The organism is Arthrobacter rhamnosi (assembly GCF_054510855.1).
In genome coordinates this window covers 66,879-87,843 of sequence record NZ_JBTNDT010000007.1, presented here as the reverse complement: position 1 = coordinate 87,843, position 20,965 = coordinate 66,879, and the positions used below count along the sequence as shown (strand labels likewise).

The following is a 20,965-nucleotide window of genomic DNA, read 5'->3' as shown; positions in this document are numbered from 1 at the left end:
ATCCTTTCCATGGGGGAACGAGGACTGGCGCCGGGCGGGGGGACTCCCGCAGACGCGGGCCACAGCGGGCGGCGGGCCCGGCACCGCCGGCGCATCATCCTCAGCGAACTGGCGCTGACGATCACGTTCACCCTTGCCATGGCGCTCGGCGTCGCGGAACGCGGGGACCTCGCGTCGACGCCGGTCTTCCTCTCCGGGTGGCTGCTCAACGTGCTCGTCCTGGCGCTGTGCTGCGTCCTCCCGTGGTCGCGCATCCCGAGCCGCTGGGTGATCCTCGTTCCGCTGGTCGATTTCGTGGCGGTGGGCCTGGCCCGTGCGGCGGCGGGCGACGCCCTCGCCGGCGTAGGGCTGCTGGCTGCGTTCCCCGTGGTCTGGATCGCCGCGTCCCGGGTCCGGACGGGCACCGCGGTCGCCGTCACCATCGCCGCGTCGCTCGCGATCATCTGGCTGCCGCTCGTGCTGCGTCCCGAACCCCTGACCGCCGACGCCCTGATCGACCCGATCCTGCTGCCCATCATGCTCACGGGCATGGCGTGGTTCGTGAGCGCCCTGTCGAAGGACAACCGGCGGCGGCAGGAGGCGCTGCGCGTCTCCCAGGCGGCGCTCCGGGAGAGTGTCGAGGCCGGCCGGATCCGGGAGCGGCTGCTGAACACCGTGCTCGACACGGTCAGCGTGGGGCTGCTCGCGGTCGACGCAGACGGCAACGACATCCTCATGAACGCCCGGCAGCGCAAGGACCACCTGGCGGCCGCCCCCGTCGGCAACGACGACCCGAACGAGGCGGAGCTGCTGATCTTCGGCCCCGACCGCGTCACCCCCATCCCTCCCGAGGAACGCCCGGTGCTCCGCGCGATCCGGGGCGAGGACCTCGAGGGAGTGCAGATCTGGTTGGGCCCACCGCGCTCCCAGCGGGCCTTCAGCATCTCCTCCCGTTCCATGCACGACGACGGGGCGTACGCGGGGACGGTGGTGTCCTTCAACGACGTCACGGAACTGGTGCTCGCGCTGCAGGCGAAGGACGATTTCCTCTCCAACGTGTCGCACGAGTTCCGGACGCCGCTGACCTCGATCCTCGGGTACCTCGAACTGACCCTCGAACTCCACGACAGCCTGCCCGCCGACGTCGTCCGCCACCTGGAGGTCGCCCGGCGCAACGCCGAGCGGCTCGAGCAGCTCGTGGAGGATCTGCTGGCCATCAACGCCGGCACCTTCGAGGTGAACCCGGTCGCGACCGACGTCGGCCGGATCCTGGCGGAGGCGGCGTCGTCGGCCTCCGTGCGCGCTACCCGGTCCGGCCTCAGCCTCGTGAACCGCGCGCCCTCGAGCCTGCCCGCCGTGGCGGATCCGGTCCGGCTCGCACAGGCCGTCGACAACCTGCTCACCAACGCGGTCAAGTACAACAGGAGGGGCGGCAGCATCACGCTGGATGCGTCCCTGGACGGCCACGGGCTGACGGTCGCGGTGGAGGACACCGGCATCGGGATCGAGGCGGAGGAACTGCGCCACGTGTTCGACCGGTTCTTCCGTTCACCGTCGGTCCGTACGACGGCGGTGCCGGGGGTCGGACTGGGGCTGCTGATCACCAAGAGCATCGTCGGCGAGCACGGCGGATCCATCACGGTCCGGAGTGAGCCCGGTCAGGGGACGTGCTTCACGATCCTCATCCCGCAGCCTCCGCAGTGACCGCAGCCTCCGTCGCCGACGCCTCCGTCGTCGCCGCGAGGCGGTCAGGGCTAGCCGTTGGCGGCCAGCAGCGATTCCTCGAGGGCGACCCACGCCAGCATGGCGCACTTGACCCGCGCCGGGAACCGCGAGACCCCGGAGAACGCTGCGGCGTCCCCGAGCACGTCCTCGTCCGCCTCGATCCTGCCGCGGGAACGCATCACCTCGCGGAACGCGTCCACAAGGGTGATCACCTCGTCCCGGGGCAGCCCCTGCACCAGGTCGGTGAGGACGGAGGCCGATGCCATGGAGATCGCGCAGCCCGCACCGTCCCACGTGACGGACTCCACGGTCCCGTCGGAGACGCCGGCCCGGAGGGTGATCTCGTCACCGCACACGGGGTTCAGCTGGTGCGATTCACCGCTGCGGCCCGCGCTGTCGTACTTCCTGAGGGGCGAGCCGTGCCGCGCCTTCGCATGGTCGAGGATGATCTGCTGGTACAGCTGTTCGAGACCGGTGCTCATCTCTGTGCTCCAAAGAAGGGACGGACCTGTGCGACGGCGTCCAGGAACGCGTCCACCTCGTCCGTCGTGTTGTAGAGGTACGTGCTGGCGCGGGTGGTGGCGGTGAGGCCGAAGCGGCGGTGGAGCGGCTGGGCGCAGTGGTGGCCCACCCGCACGGCGATGCCCTGGTCGTCGAGGAACTGCCCCACGTCGTGCGCATGGACGCCGTCGACGTCGAACGCGGCGAGTCCGATGCGGGGCAGGCCCGCTGCCGGGCCGAGGACACGGATGCCCTCGATGGCGCCGAGGCCCTCGACGAGCCTCGCGCCGAGCTTCGACTCCCACGCCTCGATGTGCTGCATGCCGGTCTCGGACAGGTAGTTCGCCGCGGCGCCGAGGGCGATGGCCTGCGAGATGCGCTGGGTCCCGGCCTCGAAGCGGTTCGGTGCTGGGAGGTACTCTGCCCGCTCCATGGTCACGGTGGTGATCATCGAGCCGCCGGTCAGGAAGGGCGGCATGGCGTTGAGCAGTTCGGCGCGGCCGTAGAGCGCTCCAATGCCGGTGGGGCCGAGCATCTTGTGGCCGGAGAAGACGAGGAAGTCGACGCCGAGGTCCTTCACGTCGACCGGGAGGTGCGGCACGGACTGGCACGCGTCGAGCAGCGTGAGGGCACCGACGGCAGAGGCGAGCTGCACGAGTTCGTGGACGGGGTTGATGGTGCCGAGCACGTTGGAGGCGTGGGAGAACGCCACGAGCCGTGTCGACGGCGTGATGACTGCGTCGGCGTCCTCCAGCCGCAGCGAGCCGTCGTCACCGACCGGGAGGAAGCGGAGTTCGGCGCCGGTGCGGGCCGCGAGTTCCTGCCACGGGATGAGGTTGGCGTGGTGCTCCATCTCGGTGACCACGATGTTGTCGCCGGGTCCGACGGCGAAGCGCCGGGCTGCCTCTCCCCCGCGTCCCAGCGCCGCGTTGGACATGGCGTAGGCCACCAGGTTGATCCCCTCGGTCGCGTTCGACGTCCAGACCAGCTCATTGGTGCGGGCGCCGATGAAGCGGGCGACGGCGGTGCGGGCGTCCTCGTAGGCCTCGGTGGCGTCGACGGCGAGTGAATGGGCTCCGCGGTGGACGGCGGCGTTGCGCTGCTCGTAGAACTCCTGCTCCGCCTCCATCACACTCAGGGGGTTCTGGGACGTGGCACCGGAATCGAGGTAGATGAGCGGCTTGCCGTTGACCTCGGTACCGAGGATCGGGAAGTCGTTGCGGATGCGGTGCACCTCGGCATCGGTCAGTCCCGCGGAAGCAGGGGTGAGGGTGACGGGCGTTTCAACCACGGGCACTTCAAGCTCCTCGGATCGGGTATCCCCTGCGGCAATTACGCAAGGGTTCTCTGATCTAATCGTCCCACTCCGGCCCGGGTCCGGCATCCCAGTGCTACCTAAGAAATAGGAGGACCCCGACCTCACAGCTCCTGCATGAAGAGGCGGAGCTCCTCGCGGCGGGTGATCCCGAACTTACCGAAGATTCGATACAGGTGGCCCTCCACGGTCCGGACGGACGTCCCCTGCCGTTCGGCGATGTCCTTGTTGGTCAGCCCCTCGAGGGCGAGGTTCACGATAGTAAGTTCGCTCGGTGTCAGCCGGACCGCTGCAGGCAGCTGGATTGCCCTCGGGTTGGCAGCACCGTCCATCCCCGCACTCGCCATCGCGAGTTTGCGCTGTGCTGCCCGTGCTGCAGCGGCATTGCGTCTCTTGTCGAAGACCTCGCGCGCACGTTCGTAGCACCCAGCCGCGAGCGGTCGATACCCGGCCGACAGTGCAGCGTCCCCTGCCTCGACGAGGGCCTCGGCAGAGGACGCCGCCCCTGCCTGGGCGAAGGCGTGGAGAAGCTTCTGTTCCTTCCCCTCGAAGGTCGCCGTGAGGGTGGTGAGCCAGCCGAAGACGGATTGGTCGCCGAGGACCAGTGCCTGATCCAGCGCGATGGCCGCGACAAGGAGAAGTCCGGCGTCCTCCGCCTCCGCCGCGAGCCGCCTGAGTTGCGCCGGCCCCTCCGGATCCGCCGCCAGCACTGCGGTGACGGTCACGTTGTACACCTCTCCCAGCATGCGGGCCAGGCGTGAGCCCGTGGTCGCAGGCGCCGTGGTCAGTTCGAGAAGTACTCTGGCCTTCTTCACATCGCCCGACAGCAGCGCTGCGTAGGCGGCCAGACTGCAGACCCAGGGAAGAATATGCAGGTGGTCGGCGTTCCGCAGCCCCTCGGTGGCGAGCAGGAGGCGGTTCTGGGCGAGGCGGAAGCGCCCCTCCCGCAGGGCCCGCACGCCCTCGAGGAGGTCGAGCCACCCGGAGAAACGGAGGATGCTGCGTGTATCACGCCGGTAGAACGCGAAGAAGGCCGAGCGCGCGTTCTCCCATTCCCCGGCGGCGAGCAGCGCCATGATCTGCAGTCCTGCGACGTGGTCCCGAAAGGTGATGGTCCCGGGATCCGTGGGAACCAGCTCCGTGGCTCTCGCCGCCATGGTGGCGGCTTCCGTCAGGCGGCCTGCCCCGAGCAGGTGCACGGCCAGCACCAGAAGCGCGGCCACCGTGGTCTGGGGAGTCGCGGTCCGATCGGCGGAGACGGCACGGACGGCATCGACATCGAATGCGCCGGTGTCGCTGAGCAGCGGGACGACGTTGCGCGCCACGGTTACGCCGAGCAGAGTAGCGGCCTCGCCCGCCCATTCCGCCGAATCGTCCCGGGCGGTGCGAAAACTGTCCACCCATCGGTCGATGTCCGCATGCATGGCGTCCCCCGGGCAGCTGCTGCGCGCCCGCAAGATCAGCGAGAGAATAGTGGCATCACGGGCGACCTGCGGGCCCGGAGCCGCCGCAAAAGCCTCCTCGACGAGCTCCCGCGCCTCTTCGAGCCGGTTGTTGTTCGCCTCCGCCCATGCTGTCTCCACGAGGCGTTCGCTCCGCAGCCGAGGAGTTGCAATGGCGTGGATCGCCCGGAGTGCGAAATCCCCGTCGTGCAGCCTGTTCGCCAACCTCGCGGCGGCCAGAAGTTCCTCGTCATCAATCTCCGCGCCCGTGTGAAGCGCGAGGGAGGTGTAGCGGAGAAGTTCATCGGCGTCCCGAGGAGCCGGGGTCACCGCGAGGATCTGGCGCTGCAGAGTGATCCTCCGGGCCGCGGGCGCCGTCCTGCGGAGCGCCTCACCGTAAAGCGGATGACCGAGGACGAGCAGGCCTTCCGCAGTCTTTCGCACCCAGGACGCCTCGAGGAGATTTGCCAGCACGGCGCCGCCGACCTGGTGCTGCACCAGGGTGGCCGGAGCGGGCTCCGCGAGGGCCAGGAATTCCAGTGCTTCCTTCTCCGATGGGCGGAGCAGCCCCAGTGCTGCATGGACGAGATCCGTTACCTGCGGTCCGATGGCCGGAGGGTCCGGGGCGAGATGCCATACGCCGTTGCGCTCCCTCAGGTAGCCGCGGTCCATGCCATCCCGGACGATCATCCGGACGAACATGGGATTGCCACCGGTGATATTGGTGACGATCTCGGCGGCCGCGGCCACCATCGGCCCGCCGAGGAGGGCCGAGCACAGCCGCTCGACCTCGGCCAGTGCGAGGGGCTTCACCACCAGGGAATCCAGAAGTCCGTCGGAGGCCAACTCCTCGAAGCCCGGCGGCAGGCCTGGGACCGAACGGGTCAGGATGAGCGCACGCACCTTCCGGCCCCCGACGAGTTGCGCGAGCAGCCCGACGGTGCCCGCGTCGAGATCGTGGGCGTCGTCGACCAAAAGCAGGGGAAGTTCCGCACCGGATGGAGCGGTACCCGAGAGATGCTGGACGAGACGACGCATGACCGCCACTGGGCGCACCAGGTCTTCCGGTGGCAGGCCGTACAGATACGCCGACAGGGCACCGAACTGCACGTCAGTCAGGACAGCGCTTCCCGTGACAGGCAGGACGGTCGTGCTGGGGTCGAGCTCCGCCACGAACGCGTCGGCCACGGCCGTCTTCCCCACGCCCGCCTCCCCCAGGAGCACCACGCCGAAACCGGAGGGTCCACGGAACTCGTCGAGGAGGCGCGACAGGAGCCACTCCCGTCCTACCAGCTGTACTTCTGCCGTGCGTTCCGTCATCACGGGTTGAACACCGTCGACAGCTGCTTGCGGTTCGATATCCCCAATTTCGTCATCGCCTTCAGTACGTGCCCCTCGACGGTGCGCACCGAGAGGTGGTACGCGCCGGCTATCTCTTTGTTCGTCGCCCCCCGCGCAGCCATCCGCGCAAAAGCCCGCTCCCGATCCGTCAGGACGCGGCGGGCTCGGGTATCCCTCCGCGGGACACTCGTGGCTCGGAAGATCTGTTCGGCCCGGATGAAGTCGAGCGGCTCATTCTCCACGTCGTGGAGTCGCATCGACAGGAGCGCGGCCGATCCAGCCAGATCGAGGTGACCCAACTCGAGACCGGCCTCTGCCGCAGCAAGGAGCATCCCCGGGTCCTGGTCGACCACGCCGGCCGCCAGCAGCTCCCCGGCAGCTGCGAGCGGTCCATCGACGGCCCGCGCGAGGGTTAGCAGCGTGGGTGCCTGATTCTCATACCCCAGCCTGACCGCGTGGATCCTCAGGAGGAGCTCGACGCCGTGGTTTCCCGCCACGCGCTGCTCGTCGGCCAGGATCCCGAAAGCACGGGCTGCGCCGTCTTCGTCCCGCAGGAGAGAACGAGTCAGCGTGCCGAACATTGCTACTGCCGCGCGGTGCAACCACGGAGGATACGCCTCGGATACGACACTAGGTCCTTGCTCATGGGAACCGCCGGCCCTGCCGACCAATGCGCGGGCGTAGGCCGCCGCTGCATCGGCGAGGGGCAGCAATCCACGCCTGTCCCTGATCCTCAACTGGTTGATGGACGGCAGCAGCTTCACCAAAGCCGCCTTTCCCCGACCCGCAGAGGCCAGCGCGCACCCTTCCAGGCACTCCGCCGCGGAGGCGTCATCCCACGCACCGCTGAGTAGTTCCGAGGATTCGGTCAGCGCGAGCGCTTCGGGCAGGTGTCCGGACAGCACGCGAGCGAGGAAAGTGTTCTCCTGCACGATCTGGCGACCGGACGGCTGACCTGACAGGACGCCCGACCGCTCGATCCGCACCGCTACAGACCTGGCCGCCGAGTGATTGCCCGTTACGCTGTTTGCCAGGATCAGGTGAGCGGCCATCTCCGCAAGGCCTGTCGGCTCGTCCGCGCTGGCGAGGAGGGGGGTCGCGGCGTGGATCGAGAGGACATCCCTGAACCTGCCCTCCTGCACGGCGAGGTCGCCGGCGATCAGGCGAGGGTCCGGACAGCGCGTACCAGGCGCCGTCATGTCCACAGCGCTCTGGAACTGGGCGGCCAGACGGTGCGTCTGGTCGTGGTGGTCCGGACTGCGGACGGCGAGCCTCACCCGCTGGCCCAGAAGACCAGCGCGGTTACCCGTACCACCGGCCTGCAGCATGTCCGTCACAGCTTCATACCCGTCCTGGATGCGGTGCTCGCCCAGGCAGGCCCGCGCATATTCGACGACGACGTCGGCGTCGGCCCTCGACGAACCCTGCAGGGCACGAAGGGCGACTTCAGGGTCGCCCAGGTCGTTGGCAAGGCGTGCCGCACTCAGCAGGTAGTCGTCCGAAAGGACGGCTCTGGTGTCCAGGAACCACTCCGCGACGCGCAGGCCCGAAGGGGGCGGCAGGAGCCCGGCGGCGTCGAGCTCCTGCAGCGCGGAGAGCAGCGCGGGCGGTGGATTGGTAGCGAGCTGCCTCCGCATGCGCTCACCGATCGCATTGTTGCCGGCGACCACGAGGTGGGAGCCGGCATCGGAGATCCGACAGAGGCCCGCCTGCTGCAATTGGTCCAGGATGCCGGCGGGAGCGAACCGCAGGAGGGTGTCGAGCGGCACGGCACCTGCCACGGAGACCAGCTCCAGAGCGGCCCGCTGCTCGCCCGGCAGCGCGGCCAGCTGCGCGCCGACCGCGTCGTTCCGGGCCGCGAGGACGTTGTTCTCCTGGCCGTGCGCCACTACCCAGGTGCCGTCCTGGAGAATCAGCCGTCCTGATTCGACGTCCCCGCGCACCACTGCCTGGAGGTAGCGCAAGTTCCCGCGGCTCGCACCCCACAGGTCGACGGCCGCAGTCCCGGAGATCGGTTGCGTCAGGACCTCCTCCACGAGGAGTCGCATCGTGTCGAAGTCGAGCGGACGGACGTCGACACGTGCCAGCCGTCCTCTGGCCCACAGGTCGTAGAACCGCGCCGGAGCCTTTCCCGGGCCGTCGCTGACGACCACGAGGTGGGCTGCACCGACCTCGGCGAGGTAGGACACCACCATCACCGACGATTCATCGAGATACTGCACGTTGTCCGCGACCAGCACGACGGGGCGCCCGCCCGCCCGTTCCACCAAGGCACCCTGCAGTGACTGCAGCAGGAACAGCGGAGACGCTTCCTGTGGGGGGTCCAGTTCCATGAGCAGTACGTTGAGCGCTCCGTACGGCATCGCGGACATAGCCGCGGATCCCCGGATGAAGACCACGAGAGCACTGCGATCAACCTGGGCGGCCGCTTCGCGGGCGATGGCCGTCTTGCCTTGGCCCGGTTCTCCGACGATCAGCGCGCCGGTGAGCGACGGATCAGCCAGTGCGGCGAGTACTGCGGCTACCTCCCTGTCCCGGTGCAACAGGGGCCAGGCCGCGGAGACGTCGTCGGTCGGGACGACAGGGTCCCGGCTGGCGACCCAGGCACCAGCATCCGGGCACCGGACAGCGCCACTCGACCCTCCTGCTGTGAGACCTGCCATACCCTGCCCGCCCGCTCGTGTGAACTCACTATAAAGGCAGGCGGGTTCGGGGCGCGCGATTACGGCCGGACGGACCGGTCCAGTGCGGCAGGACGGGAGCTTGTTACCGTCGAGAATGGCAGCCGAAGCGGTGTGCCCACGTACGGCTCGGGGCACTGATGCCGGAGGGCCTGGCGCCCTCCGGCATCAGGGATCGGTCGGTCTAGGGAAGGGTGCCGATCCACACCTCATCCTGCGGCTCATGTGTTTGCTCGCCACCCAGGGCGATGACCAGCCGATCTCCGACCCTCTGCACAATCGCACCCTGACGAGCCTGCGGTAGTGGGGTCAGCATGCTCCAGGTATTGCTCGCGGGGTTGAAAGCCGATACCTGCGACATGGGCTGGAAGTCGTCGATCTGGCCCCCTGCCATGACGATCTGGCCGCTCGACACGAAGGTCGCCGCCTCGAGGTGACTCTTCGCCCGGGGAAGATCGGCGAGCCTGCTCCACGTGTTGGTGGCCGGGTCGTAGACATGCGCGTCCGCCTGCTGCTCGTGGTACTTGTCGTGGCCGTGCTCACCGCCGAGGATGTAGATCTTCCCACCCACCTCCGCGCTGCTCATATGGTCCTTCGGGTTCGGAAGAGGGGCAGCCGTTCGCCAGGCTCCGGTCGAGAGGTTGTAGACGAAGTGGTCACCGACATTTGTGACGCGGTCGGCCGGATTTCCGCTGATGTAGTGGAGCTCTCCGTTGACGTACCCCAGCACACCGGCACCGCGCGGCTGCGGGAGCCTGGTGATGGCGGTCCAGGTATTCGCCTGCGGATCGTAGCGCCACACACGGTCGTTGACCGCCTGGGTGGGCGTGTGGCTAGAGTCGAGGTTCCCGGCGAAGCCGCCGGCGAGATAGATGTACCGCCCGTCATTGGTGATGCCCTGATGGCTCTCGGCGGCGGCGCTCGGCATCGCGCCGAGCGCCTTCCAGGTGGACGTGGCGGGATCGAAGCTGGAGTACGTGCGGAACACTTCGAACTTCGAGTTGAACCCGCCGAACCGGTAGATCTTGCCTCCGACAGTCGTCGCTGCGGTCTCGAAGATCGCCTCGGGAGCAGTGGGGGCAGGAGTCCAGGAGGAGGGCCAGATACTCGGGGCAGGCTCGATCGGCGTTCCATCGGTCGGGTAGGTGATCTCGATGGCGGAGACCTGGGGCTGGTCGATGACGGCGGTGAACGCGATATCGACCCTGCCATCGGCCACCGTAGAGGTGAACGTCCTGGTCGTGGCCGTCATCGCGCCGACCTGCGCGTAGATATCGAAGTTGTCCAGCTCCACCGCACCGCCCTCGACATTGACGTCGAAGACGCGCTTGCCCGCACCGCCCGGCCCCCCGCCGGTGGCCCCGTGCCAGATCTCAGCGAAATGCAGCTTGACGGTGAAAGACCCCGACTGCGTCACCGGGATGGAATAGGAGAAACCACCCAGCGCCGAGGACGCACTCCGCTCGGTCAGGTACAGGGCGTCATCGGTCGTGCCGGCGATCGAAGTCACCTTTGGATTGGTGAAGGTCTTCCCACCGCTGAAGTACGAATCCGTGGCCCAGGCAACACCGCCGGTCGTGACGGCCGGGCCCCCCGCGTTCACCCGCACGGCCCCCGGAGGCGGTGGTGGCGTCGTCCCTGTCGGGTAGGTGATCTCGATGGCGGAGACCTGGGGCTGGTCGATGACGGCGGTGAACGCGATATCGACCCTGCCATCGGCCACCGTAGAGGTGAACGTCCTGGTCGTGGCCGTCATCGCGCCGACCTGCGCGTAGATATCGAAGTTGTCCAGCTCCACCGCACCGCCCTCGACATTGACGTCGAAGACGCGCTTGCCCGCACCGCCCGGCCCCCCGCCGGTGGCCCCGTGCCAGATCTCAGCGAAATGCAGCTTGACGGTGAAAGACCCCGACTGCGTCACCGGGATGGAATAGGAGAAACCACCCAGCGCCGAGGACGCACTCCGCTCGGTCAGGTACAGGGCGTCATCGGTCGTGCCGGCGATCGAAGTCACCTTTGGATTGGTGAAGGTCTTCCCACCGCTGAAGTACGAATCCGCGGCCCAGGCAACACCGCCGGTCGTGACGGCCGGGCCCCCCGCGTTCACCCGCACCACTTGTGGGTCAACTGCTCCCGCCGGGGTCGCGGCCGCCGTGCCGGACAATGCGAGCAGGAAGGCAGCCAAAACCGCCTGCAGGGGCAGGGAACGCTTCCTCCTGACCGAGCGGGCTCGCGTTCGCTCGGTGCTAGTGGTCTTCCGCATGGGTAGAGCTCCTTCTCTTGTGTGCTCTGATCGCAGGTTGGAGGGACTTATCCTGCGGGGATGATTTCGATGCCGGAGATCTTGGCCTGGTCGACGGTGGCGGTGAAGTCCATATCTAGGTTCCCGTCGGTCACGCTGACCGTCCTGGTATCCACATAGGCGGTCATCGGCGCGACCTTGGCGTTCAAGTCCAGCGCGGCGATCTCCACCGGCCCGCCCTCGAAGTTCACGTCGAAGACCCGCTTGCCCGTCCCGCCAGGACCGCCGCCGGTGGCCCCGTGCCAGATCTCGGCGAAATGGAGCTTCACCGTGTAGCTGCCCGAGGGAAGCGGCACGTCGTACCCGAATGATGCACCGCTGCGTTCGGTGAGGTAGACCGGGTCGGCTGTTGTGCCCGCGATCTGCGTGACTTTCGTGTTCGTGAACGTCTTGCCGCCCACGAAGTTCGTGTCCGCAGCCCATGCGAGCCCATCCGCGGTCACCGCGGGTCCACCGGCGTTGATCCGCACCGTCCCCGCCACAGGAGGCGGCGGCGGCGATCCAGGGACGGTCGCATTCACGACCGCCGATGTCGCGGACGCGTTGGCCGCGGTATCGAGGGCGAGCACCCGGTAGTAGGACGTCGAACCGGCAGGTGCTGAGACGTCCGAGAACGCCGACGTGGACACGAGTGCCGTACTCGTGAGCCTCGTCCATGGACCTGCCGCCGCGGCGGACCGCTCGACGTGGTACCCCGCGAGGTCGCTCTCCATGTTGTCGGCCCAGTCCAGGGCGACGGCGCTGCCATTCACGGCTGCGGTCAGGCCGGCCGGTGCCGCCGGTGGGGTGGTGTCCGCCGTACCTGCCGGTGCCGCATTCGTCATGAGGTAGACGTTGTCCTGGTAGTCGCAGTTCGTCACGCCGACGCCGCACTGGTTAGCAGCGGTGATGTAGTCATGCCCGACGATCCAGGTATTGGGCACGATCGCGCCCGCCCGGTCACGCACAGGCCAGGTCTTGATGGCTAGGTGCGTGGTGGTCCGGGTGGACTGTCCGGCCACGACGATGGGGAATGTCGTGGTCGGACTCACGCTGAGCTGCGTCGGCCCGGTGAGCGCGCGGTTCGGAGGAAGGGTTGTCTGCCCGTAATCGAGTCCGTGCTGCGCGGTCGTCCCCGCGATGTTGATCGTTTCCGTCGCCGTGCAGCAGCCGTGGAATGCTGCGATCTGGCGGACCGTGACCGGCTTGGTGGTATCCGCGCGCTTCCACAACTGGGACCGCACCTCCTCACCATTCAGAGCCGACGTCGGGTTCTCATCCCCGTTCTTGGGGGCACCGACGTTGGTCGTCCAGCCGAAGCTCTGAACCAGGGTTGCCAACGGGAGTTCGTTGTCTCCCTCCGGCCCGACCTGGTAGAGGCCGCGGAGCTGGACCGTGGTCACGGGCTTCGCTGCGTCGCTGCTGGTGAGGTCCAGCTGCGCAGTCCGGATGCTTCCCAATCCGGTGGCCCCGACGAACTTCGTCCGGAAGGTCACCGATCCGCCGGCTGGGATGACGAACGGACGTGCGGGAAGGTCCACCAGGGTGAACTGCCCCGCGTCGAGGCCCTTCAGGACCGCATCGGAGATGCGGAGGTCCTTCGTCCCGGTGTTCGAGAGCGTTGCCGTGGCCTCGTCAACGACCTTATGGGTGGTCACTCCCCCGTTGAGGCGGTGCATCACCAGCCAGTCCTCGGAGAAGCCGGGAGCGGGCACTGTGCCGCTGCGCGTCGCCTGATCGTTCCGCACGACCAGGGTCCCGCCGACGTTGAGGATCTCGAACGTGGTAGTGCGTTTGAAGGAACGGCCCGCCGAATCCACCGCCGTCACGCCGAGCGTGTAGTTGCCCGTCGTCTCGAGGGTGAAGGGGGCCGCGTAGGCGACCGGGGCCGCTCCGTTGAGGGAATAGGTGAGCGACGCGATCGTCGAACCTGTCGGGGCTGTCGCACTGAGGGCGACCTGGGCCGTGCCGCCGGAGTAGCTCGTGCCCACTTCTGACCCGTTCGCGACGACCTGGATCGACGGCACGGAGAGATTTTCGCCCTTGATGCTGACCCAGTTGATCTTCGTGTTGGTGCCCGTGGGCACCAACGTCAGCAGCCCGTCCTTGACCTCCACCGTCACGGTCCCCTGCTTGAACGGGGCTGCTCCTGTCGGCACGAAGGGTTCGAACGGTGTCTTTCCCTCGATCGCCACGCTGTGGGTGGAGTCGAGGTAGCCGGCGTCTCCTACCGCGATCGACACCTGGTAGAAGCCGTTGCCGACCGCCTTCTGCCATACGCCCGTGGAGCTCGTCTCCTGCATCTGTGCCAGGGACTGGAGAGTGGGGTCAGCGGGATAAGTGATACCCGTGGTCGGCTTCGGACGGTTGCGGATGGAGGTGAACCGATCGGTCGGTGTGCCGTTGACGAACCAGCCGTAGCCGTCCTGGTCGTACGCCCCGCCATTGTCCGCCGTCCATCCAGCGGGGACAGGCGTGGAAGGCAGTTGGAAGTTGTACTTGACCTCGGGCGCACTCGCGGGGACTGCGCTCAGCGCGTCACCCTTGATCGACACCCAGTCCAGTTTCGTATTCGTCCCGGTAGAGGCAAGCGTGAGTTTCCCGTCCGTCACGGTGACGTCGCGGACACCGGTCTGGAACGGCGTGCTCCCCGTCGGGACGAAGGCTGCCACCAGGGGCTGGCCCTCCGCCGATACACCGTGGGTCGAGTCTAGGAAAGCTGAATCGCCGACGGACGCGGCGACGGAATAAGTCCCGTTCGGTACGTCGTATTCCCACACCGCGCTGGGGAAGCCCGTCGCAGGACCCATGTGGATATGGGTCTGCAGCAGGACGTTGCCAGCTGGGAAGTCAATGCCCGTCGTGGGAGACGTCCGGTACCTCGTGCCACCGCTGCGGTCTGTAGGCGTCCCGTTGACCAGCCACCCCGACTTCCGCGTGGTGGAATACGCCGCTCCGGTGTCGGCGGTCCAGCCGACGGGCGTTGGTGCCGTGGTCGTCTGGAAATTCACCTTCACCTGGGCGCCGTCCGTCGGATCGTCCCCGGTGATGGGGCCGGAGGCCGGAACGATGTCGATGTAGTCGATCTTCGTATTCGTTCCACCCTTGGCATCGACGGTCAGGAGCCCGTCGCTGACTGTGACACGCGCCGTGACCGTCTTGTTCATCCCGGGTGCACCGGACCCGCCGGTCGGGACGAACCTGTTGATGACGGACTGGCCCTCGAGGTTGATGCTGTGCGCTTCGGGCGCCGATTGGTACAGCGTGTCGCCTACGGCGACGGTGACGTCGTACTCCCCTGCGGCGAGCGCGATCTCCCAGTAGGCGTAGGCAGGCACCCCGTTGAAGTTGGTGACATCCGCCGCCTGCATGTGCATCAGCGTCCGCAGCCGTTGGTCGGTCTGGGCGGCCACGGTGCGTTCGCGCCCGTTGCCGAGCCCGCTTGAACCTCCCGTGGAGAGGTCAATAGGATTCGCTGTGCTTTGGCTCTTCCAGCCGTACTGCAGGCCGCCCGGCTGATCCGACCTCGTGCGCGGGCCGAAGGCCTCACCGAAGTCCCGCAGATAGCCGGCGGGGAGCGCGGCCGCAAGGTTGGAGAAGTTGACTTTGATGCCACCGGGTACAGGAACTGGTCCTTCCCCGGCGGGACGCACGCCAGTCACCAGGAACATATAGTCCTGGTAGTCGCCGTTGGACGCGTCCTCGAAGGCCACGATGTAGGAGTCCGAAATGGGGACTCCCTGCCTGTTCTTGGCCGGGTAAACCCGTGCCCTGTGGGCGATGCCGGTGTTCAGGCGGTCTTCCGTGTACCCGAACCTCTGGAACGCGTTCGAATAGTAGTAGAACCCGAACGTACTCGTACCCGGATCGAAGGTGGAGGTCGTCCCAGTGCTCACCGGGGGCAGGAGCGACTGGTAACCCTCGATGGCGATGGAGCCCAGCTTGTGCCGCTGGTCCGTTCCTGCGTTGCCGGTGTACCAGCCGAAGGGGAGGTCCTCGCGCGGAGCGTACTGGGCGAGCGGTTTCATGGTGACGGGAGACTGCCCGGCCTTCACAAAGAGGGGCTTCAGCACCTCGTCGCCCTTCGCGGTGGCCTGGGTGCCGCCTTCGAGGTTCGTCCAGCCCGGATTCAGGTTGTAGCCGAGCGTGCCGAGGACGTTGAGCAACGTCGGCTCGTTGGTCCCCTCGATGCCGTTCATGGTGAGCCCGTACAGCCCGACATCGAGGGTACTGCTTCCGGTATCGAGGTGCAGGATTGCACTGCGCTGGCCCACAGTGGTTCCGGGAGCGAAGGTCACGTTGACCGTGGCGCTGGCACCCGGGGCCAGAGTGACCCCGGCCCCGCCGGAGACCCTGAACTCGCCGCTGTTGGCTCCGGTCAAGGAGGCGTTGAAGGTGAGGGTCGCGTTCGTCGTGTTGGTGACGACCACGGGCTTGGCTGCGCTCGTGGTGCTCTTCACCGCAGAGAAGACCACCTCGGGCACGGAAGCCCTGACAGCGGCGGGTTGCTGGGTGGCCGGTACACGGAGTAGGAACATCTTCTGGCTGGTCCCACTGCGGTCGTACTGGTTGACGTAGAGGTTCCCCGTGTTCGGATCCTCCACGACCTCAAGGGGATCATTGAAGCCCGACACGTTGCCGATCGTGGACTCCGAGACGCCGGTGATGCCGACCGACGTCTGGGCGCCGAGAATCTTGCCAGACGTAGGATCAGGCTGCAGGAAGATCAGGTCGTTGTTGTTCGAAAAGCGCGTGACGATCAGACGCCCCCTGAGCTGGCCGCCGAAGGAGTCGCTCTTGTACTCGATCGCGCCGTTGGGGCTCTTGTTGAACTCGAAGTTGTAGGCGATACCTCGGTAATTGGGGTCGGCCTTCACTCCGGAGGCATACTTCGAGCCGCCCTGGCCCGGGTACTTCGGCGGGTTGGCAGGGTCATTCCCCTCGTTGAGCACCCATTCGCAGCGCTCGGGGTTGGGATGTCCGTAGTAACCGCCCTGAACGACGTCGAACAGCAGGTCCTGCTGCGTCGGATGGTTCGCGACGGCGGGGACGCTGCCCCCGGTGTAGTTGCGCCGCTTGCACTGCGCGGTGACGTCCTTGCCATTCACCGAGCTGTAGCCGGGAATCCCAGAGGCCGCGACGCGTGTGAAGGTGCCGTCGGCGTTGGCGGTCACGCCCGGCGAGTTGGCATTGCCGGCGGTTCCGTTCGTGGGCACGTACAGGTGCCCGTTCGAGTGCCAGACGAGGTCGTAGGCATTGCGGATGCCGGTCGCATAGATCTGCAGCGGTGCACCCGCGGCGTACGGATTGTAGGTTCCCCCGCCCGAGGTCTGCACGTTGATGGGCGCGTTCGACGTCGCCGCCTGCTGCACTGCGGGGTGCTTCGGATCGAACACGAGGGTCGCTGCGGTGAGGAGCTTCTCGCCGCGCTGGCCCCACGAGTTGTCGAGGTCACCCGCCGCCTGGTTGGAGCCCTGCATGAAGTACAGCCGACCGTCCGGTCCGTAGGCCATCGAGTTGGTCAGGTGGTCGGCCTGCGAACGTGGCAGTCCGACAAAGACCTGATTCTCCACCTGCAGTTGGGCTCCGGTGAGGAGGCTGACGCCGGAAACCCACTCGCCGGTCTCATTCTCCGTATTGGCACTGGTCGACGTGATCCAGACACGCAGGTTCGAGGCGGTCGCCGCCTTGTCGAAGACGAGGCCGATGATCGCCCGGCCCTCGTACCCAAGGGCTTCCTTGTTCGTCAGTGCGCCGTTCGGACCGACGGTGAAGCGGTAGAGCCCCTGGCCGATCGAGGAGGCATACATCTTGCCGTCCGGGCCGAAGGTCATAGACGACCAGTAGGTGCCGGCGGCTTCGGGCTGCTCCACGCGCTCGAAGTTGACGCCCCGCAGCGGGGTGAAATCACCGGATACCTCGACCACTCCGGCGCCGGTGGTGAACACGGAGGTGAAGGGCACGAAGCTGACACCGTAGTTGTCCTTGACGCCCGACGTCACGACGAAGCGGTAGTTGGAGTTCGGCTTCAGCGCGACGGACGGCTGCGTCGAGATGACGTCGTTGCCCCCGGAGGTGCCGGTAGTGGAAGGGACCTCCCCTCCGGTGGCAACGTCGTAGATGTGCACGTTGCCCGGAAGGGACCGTGCATCGACGCCGACCCCGGCGTACGGCACGCGGATCGTAGCGGACACTCCGTCGTTGGGGTCGTGGCCCGTGCTCCGGTTGTCGGGCCGCATGGTGTCCACATGTGGCGCCGGATCCAAACCGACGATGTCGACGTATGCGAGCTTCGTGTTCTTGCCCCCCGCGGCTGTCAGCGTCAGTGCACCGTCCCACACGCCGACGACAGTGGTCTGGGTCTTGTACTCGGCCGCCGTGGTGCTCTGGAACGACTCGATGCCGACTCCGGTCTCGATGTTGATGGCGTGCAGCGAGTCGTAGACGGTGCCGAACTTCATGTCGCCGACCGCTACCGTGACGCTGTAGAGGCCGTTTGGCACGGCCGCTTCCCAGACGCCTTCGGTCTTGATGCCGTTGGTACCCGGGTCGTCACCGTACTGCAGGTGGATGATCGAGTCGAGGCGGGGATCGATGCCCGCGCGATTCCTGTCGCGGCCGTTCCCGACGAGACTGACCGGGTTGCCGTCGGCGGTCTTCCAGCCATACGTCTGACCCGAGCCCTGCCCAGCCCCGGTGCGTGTGCCGTAGGCCTCGCCCCAATCCAGCAGATAACCGGTGGCTGCGGGGGCTCCCGCCGCGGTGAAGTCCACCTTCAGCCGCGTGGTGTTCGGTACGTTCGGCACCGCCCACACTTCCGCCGACATCGCTGATTCGTTGCCAGAGGAATCGGTAGCGGTGATCGTGTAGAAGTAGGTGGTTCCGTTCACCGCGGTCGAATCGGTGTACGTGACGCCCTGGACCGTCCCCGCACCCGAGAGCGCAGAGCCCGTCGCGGCCACGTCAGGCTGCAGCGAGCGGTAGATGGTGTACCCGGTCAGGTCGGTGGCCGACGACGCGGTCCAGGACAGTGCGACGCTCGTGTCGCCGCCGACTGCCTTCAGGCCGGTCACGACGGCCGGTGCCACGGCGTCGTCCGTCGCAGCGAGGGTGATCATGCTTTCGTTGGACTGCGCGGACTCATTTCCCGCCGTGTCGACGGCGGTGAGTGCGTAGGAGTACTCCTCGCCGATGACGGCGGTGGTGTCCTCGTAGGTGGTGGTGTCGGCAGGCAACTCGGACACCACACTTCCGGTGTCGGCAGCACCTCCTGCCGTGCTGCGGTACACGCGGTAGGTAGCGGAATCGCTCGAGGGGCTGGCCTTCCAGGACAGCTCGACGGCCTTGTCCGCGGCGTCGCCGTCGGTGGTGGTCCGTGCACTGAGGTCGGAAGGCGCAACAGGCTTTTCCGTGTCCTCGCCCTCGGTGGCATAGGAGGCAGTGATGAAGGCACCGCCCTTGGCCTGGAAGTACTCGACGGTCACCGTATGCTCACCGGCCGCGAGGTCCACGGTACGGGAGGTCTCGCTGTTGGTGGTGCCGTCCCAGTTGTCGAAGACGGATTCGCCATCCACGAGGAGACGGACTCCATCGTCGGCCCTCACGGTGAAGGTGTACGCACCTTCACCGTCGAAGGTCTTCTCCCAGCGCGCCGAGTAATCGGAGTTGTCAACGCCGTCCGGGCCCTCACCATCCTTGAATTCCTGGTCGATCTCGGCCTCGCACCCGGCGACGATGGCGGAACCCTCGAGGGCGGTCCCCTCGAAGTACTGCACGTTCCACAGGCCATCGGTGCAGGTCTCCGCCGTCTTGAGGAGAACTATCTCGGCGACGTTCGACGGAGGGAGTGCGGCGCCTTCGCCGTCCGTGGCGATGACGCGGTAGTAGTAGGTGAGGCCAGGTTCGGCGGACACATCCGAGTACTTCAGGTCCTTCACTCCTGATGCGCCGCTGACACTCGTGGTAACGGCCACCGGGAAGGCGGGATCAGTGCTGCGCTGCACCTCATAGGAGGAGGCGCCGGCACTGGGGCTCCAGGTCAGGAGGACCCCCGGCTCGGCCGGGGCTGCGAGCAGCTCGGTCGCTCCGAGCACACCGACCCCCGAAGCGGGTGGCGCAGGGCTGGCGGGGTCGACGGGAGCAACAGCTGCCGGCACGTCGCCTGCGGGTGCCGGCCCCTCGGGCTCCGGAGCGGGTGCTGGTGCGGGCGTGGTGGGCGCCGAAGGTTCCGGCTTCGCTGTGGATGGCTCCGGCGCAGGGCTTGCGGGAGACTCCGGCGATGTCGGCGGCGACGGCTCCGCGGACGGGGCAGGCGAGGGCCCGGCCGACGGGGCAGGCGAGGGCCCCGCCGACGGGGCAGGCGAGTGCCCGGCCGACGGGGCAGGCGAGGGCTCCGCGGATGGAGTAGGCGACGGCTCAGCGAATGGAGTAGGTGACGGCTCAGCGGATGGAGTAGGTGACGGTGCGGGTGACTCCGTCGGGTCGGGAGCCGGTGATTCCTGCGCCGGCTCGTCACTCACGGGCAGCGGCTCGACCGTGAAGGCATCGAAGGCTGCGATGGTAGGCGCTTCCGAGTCCTCCTCGCTGGCTTCAGCGAGGATGCCCGCGAAGACCGGGGCATCGGGCAGGGGATCACTCAGGAGGGTGGACCCGTTCAGGAGGGCTGCGGGGAGTTCGATCCGTCCCACGACAGCCGGGTCAGCATCCCCCACCTGATAGGCGGCGGTGAGGGAATCGCCGACGGGATCCACGTCGAGAGTCAGGCGGAGTGTTTCCGCCGGCGCGGCAGGATCGGCCGGCACGAGGGCGGCGTCCAGAAGCGACACGGTCCCTTCAGGTGACGCGGGGACCTCTCCCGCGAGTTCCCGTACGAGCTCGATAGCGCGCCCGCCGTCGGAAGTCGGCGCGAGAACGAGTTTGACGACGTCGTCCTGGCTCGTCCCGAACCATAGGCCCGTGTCTCCGAGTGTGGCACCGACCGCTGGCAGGGGCAGATCGGCGCTGATCCGCAGTGTGGCGTCGACCGGATCGAGACCGACACCCAGGCCATTCGTGAGGGAGTTCGCGTCCTCGTCGAGAGTGCCTCCTGCGGCAACACGCAGTTGTCCCTCGGCGATGCTGATCTGCTCCGGGCGGAAGTGGGTCGCCTTTTCGCCCGGAGTCGTCTCCGCGGGCAGAGCCACCGTGAAGCCGGTGCCGGCGAGGCTGCCGGGTGCAGTGGCGCCGGGTCGGGCGGAATCGAACCCGAGTGCGATCGCATTCTTCGGAGCCGCGATCTGGTTCTGTGGAAGCGGCGAGTAGGGCGAGGACCACTGATCGATAGGCTTCTCGTCAGGTCGGAGAGGGGCCGCGCTTGCTGGCAGCGTCGCCAGGGAGGAGGCCAGCAGGCTGGCTGTCGCCACCAGGACCACACCCCCGCTCCTGGTGGCGTCCCTGCGTCCCGTGCCCGCAGTGACGGCGCGCGTTGAAAGATGTTTCCCAGCCATTCGATGTCCCTCTCATGAAACGACCTGATGAAGAACATCAGTTCATGCAGCAGCCCACGCGAGATTTACGGGCTGTCCCCATGAATGGTTTATGCCTCCCCGTGGCTTCTGCATAGGCCGCGGATCAAAGACCGGTACGGGAGAAATGGGATGGGGTGAAGGCACGCGGGGACCCAAGTAGGGCGTATATCCTCTGGAGTAGTGGCACGTAGTGC

The 20,965-nt window shown here is 67.3% G+C and carries 7 protein-coding genes; 1 reads left to right on the top strand and 6 read right to left on the bottom strand.

What is annotated here, in order from left to right; all coding sequences use genetic code 11:
• Positions 1–9 precede the first annotated feature (9 nt).
• Positions 10–1,683 (top strand): sensor histidine kinase, encoded by a 1,674-nt coding sequence (locus tag ACX80I_RS13915; protein ID WP_459345714.1) that lies wholly within the window; start codon positions 10–12, stop codon positions 1,681–1,683.
• 50 nt (positions 1,684–1,733) lie between these two features.
• Here the strand turns inward: ACX80I_RS13915 and sufU are convergent, their stop codons facing one another.
• From sufU to ACX80I_RS13885, 6 genes are all read right to left on the bottom strand, one after another.
• Positions 1,734–2,186 carry a Fe-S cluster assembly sulfur transfer protein SufU gene (sufU, locus tag ACX80I_RS13910; protein ID WP_459345713.1) on the bottom strand — a complete coding sequence of 151 codons (453 nt, stop codon included), beginning with the start codon at positions 2,184–2,186 and terminating at the stop codon, positions 1,734–1,736.
• On the bottom strand, positions 2,183–3,502 hold the full coding sequence (locus ACX80I_RS13905; protein ID WP_459345712.1) for a cysteine desulfurase: 1,320 nt from the start codon (positions 3,500–3,502) through the stop codon (positions 2,183–2,185). The genes sufU and ACX80I_RS13905 overlap by 4 nt, the downstream gene beginning before the upstream one ends.
• A 122-nt stretch (positions 3,503–3,624) precedes the next feature.
• A complete protein-coding gene (locus ACX80I_RS13900) occupies positions 3,625–6,282 on the bottom strand; it encodes an AAA family ATPase (RefSeq protein ID WP_459345711.1) in 2,658 nt (885 codons plus the stop codon).
• Positions 6,282–8,966 (bottom strand): AAA family ATPase, encoded by a 2,685-nt coding sequence (locus ACX80I_RS13895; RefSeq protein ID WP_459345710.1) that lies wholly within the window; start codon positions 8,964–8,966, stop codon positions 6,282–6,284. Before ACX80I_RS13895 ends, ACX80I_RS13900 begins: the two co-directional genes overlap by 1 nt.
• Before the next feature lie 202 nt (positions 8,967–9,168).
• Positions 9,169–11,247, bottom strand: a complete 2,079-nt coding sequence (locus ACX80I_RS13890) for a malectin domain-containing carbohydrate-binding protein (protein WP_459345709.1) — start codon at positions 11,245–11,247, stop codon at positions 9,169–9,171.
• A 47-nt stretch (positions 11,248–11,294) separates the two neighbouring features.
• Positions 11,295–20,750: a malectin domain-containing carbohydrate-binding protein gene (locus ACX80I_RS13885; RefSeq protein ID WP_459345708.1), complete on the bottom strand. Its 9,456-nt coding sequence runs from the start codon at positions 20,748–20,750 to the stop codon at positions 11,295–11,297.
• Positions 20,751–20,965 lie beyond the last annotated feature (215 nt).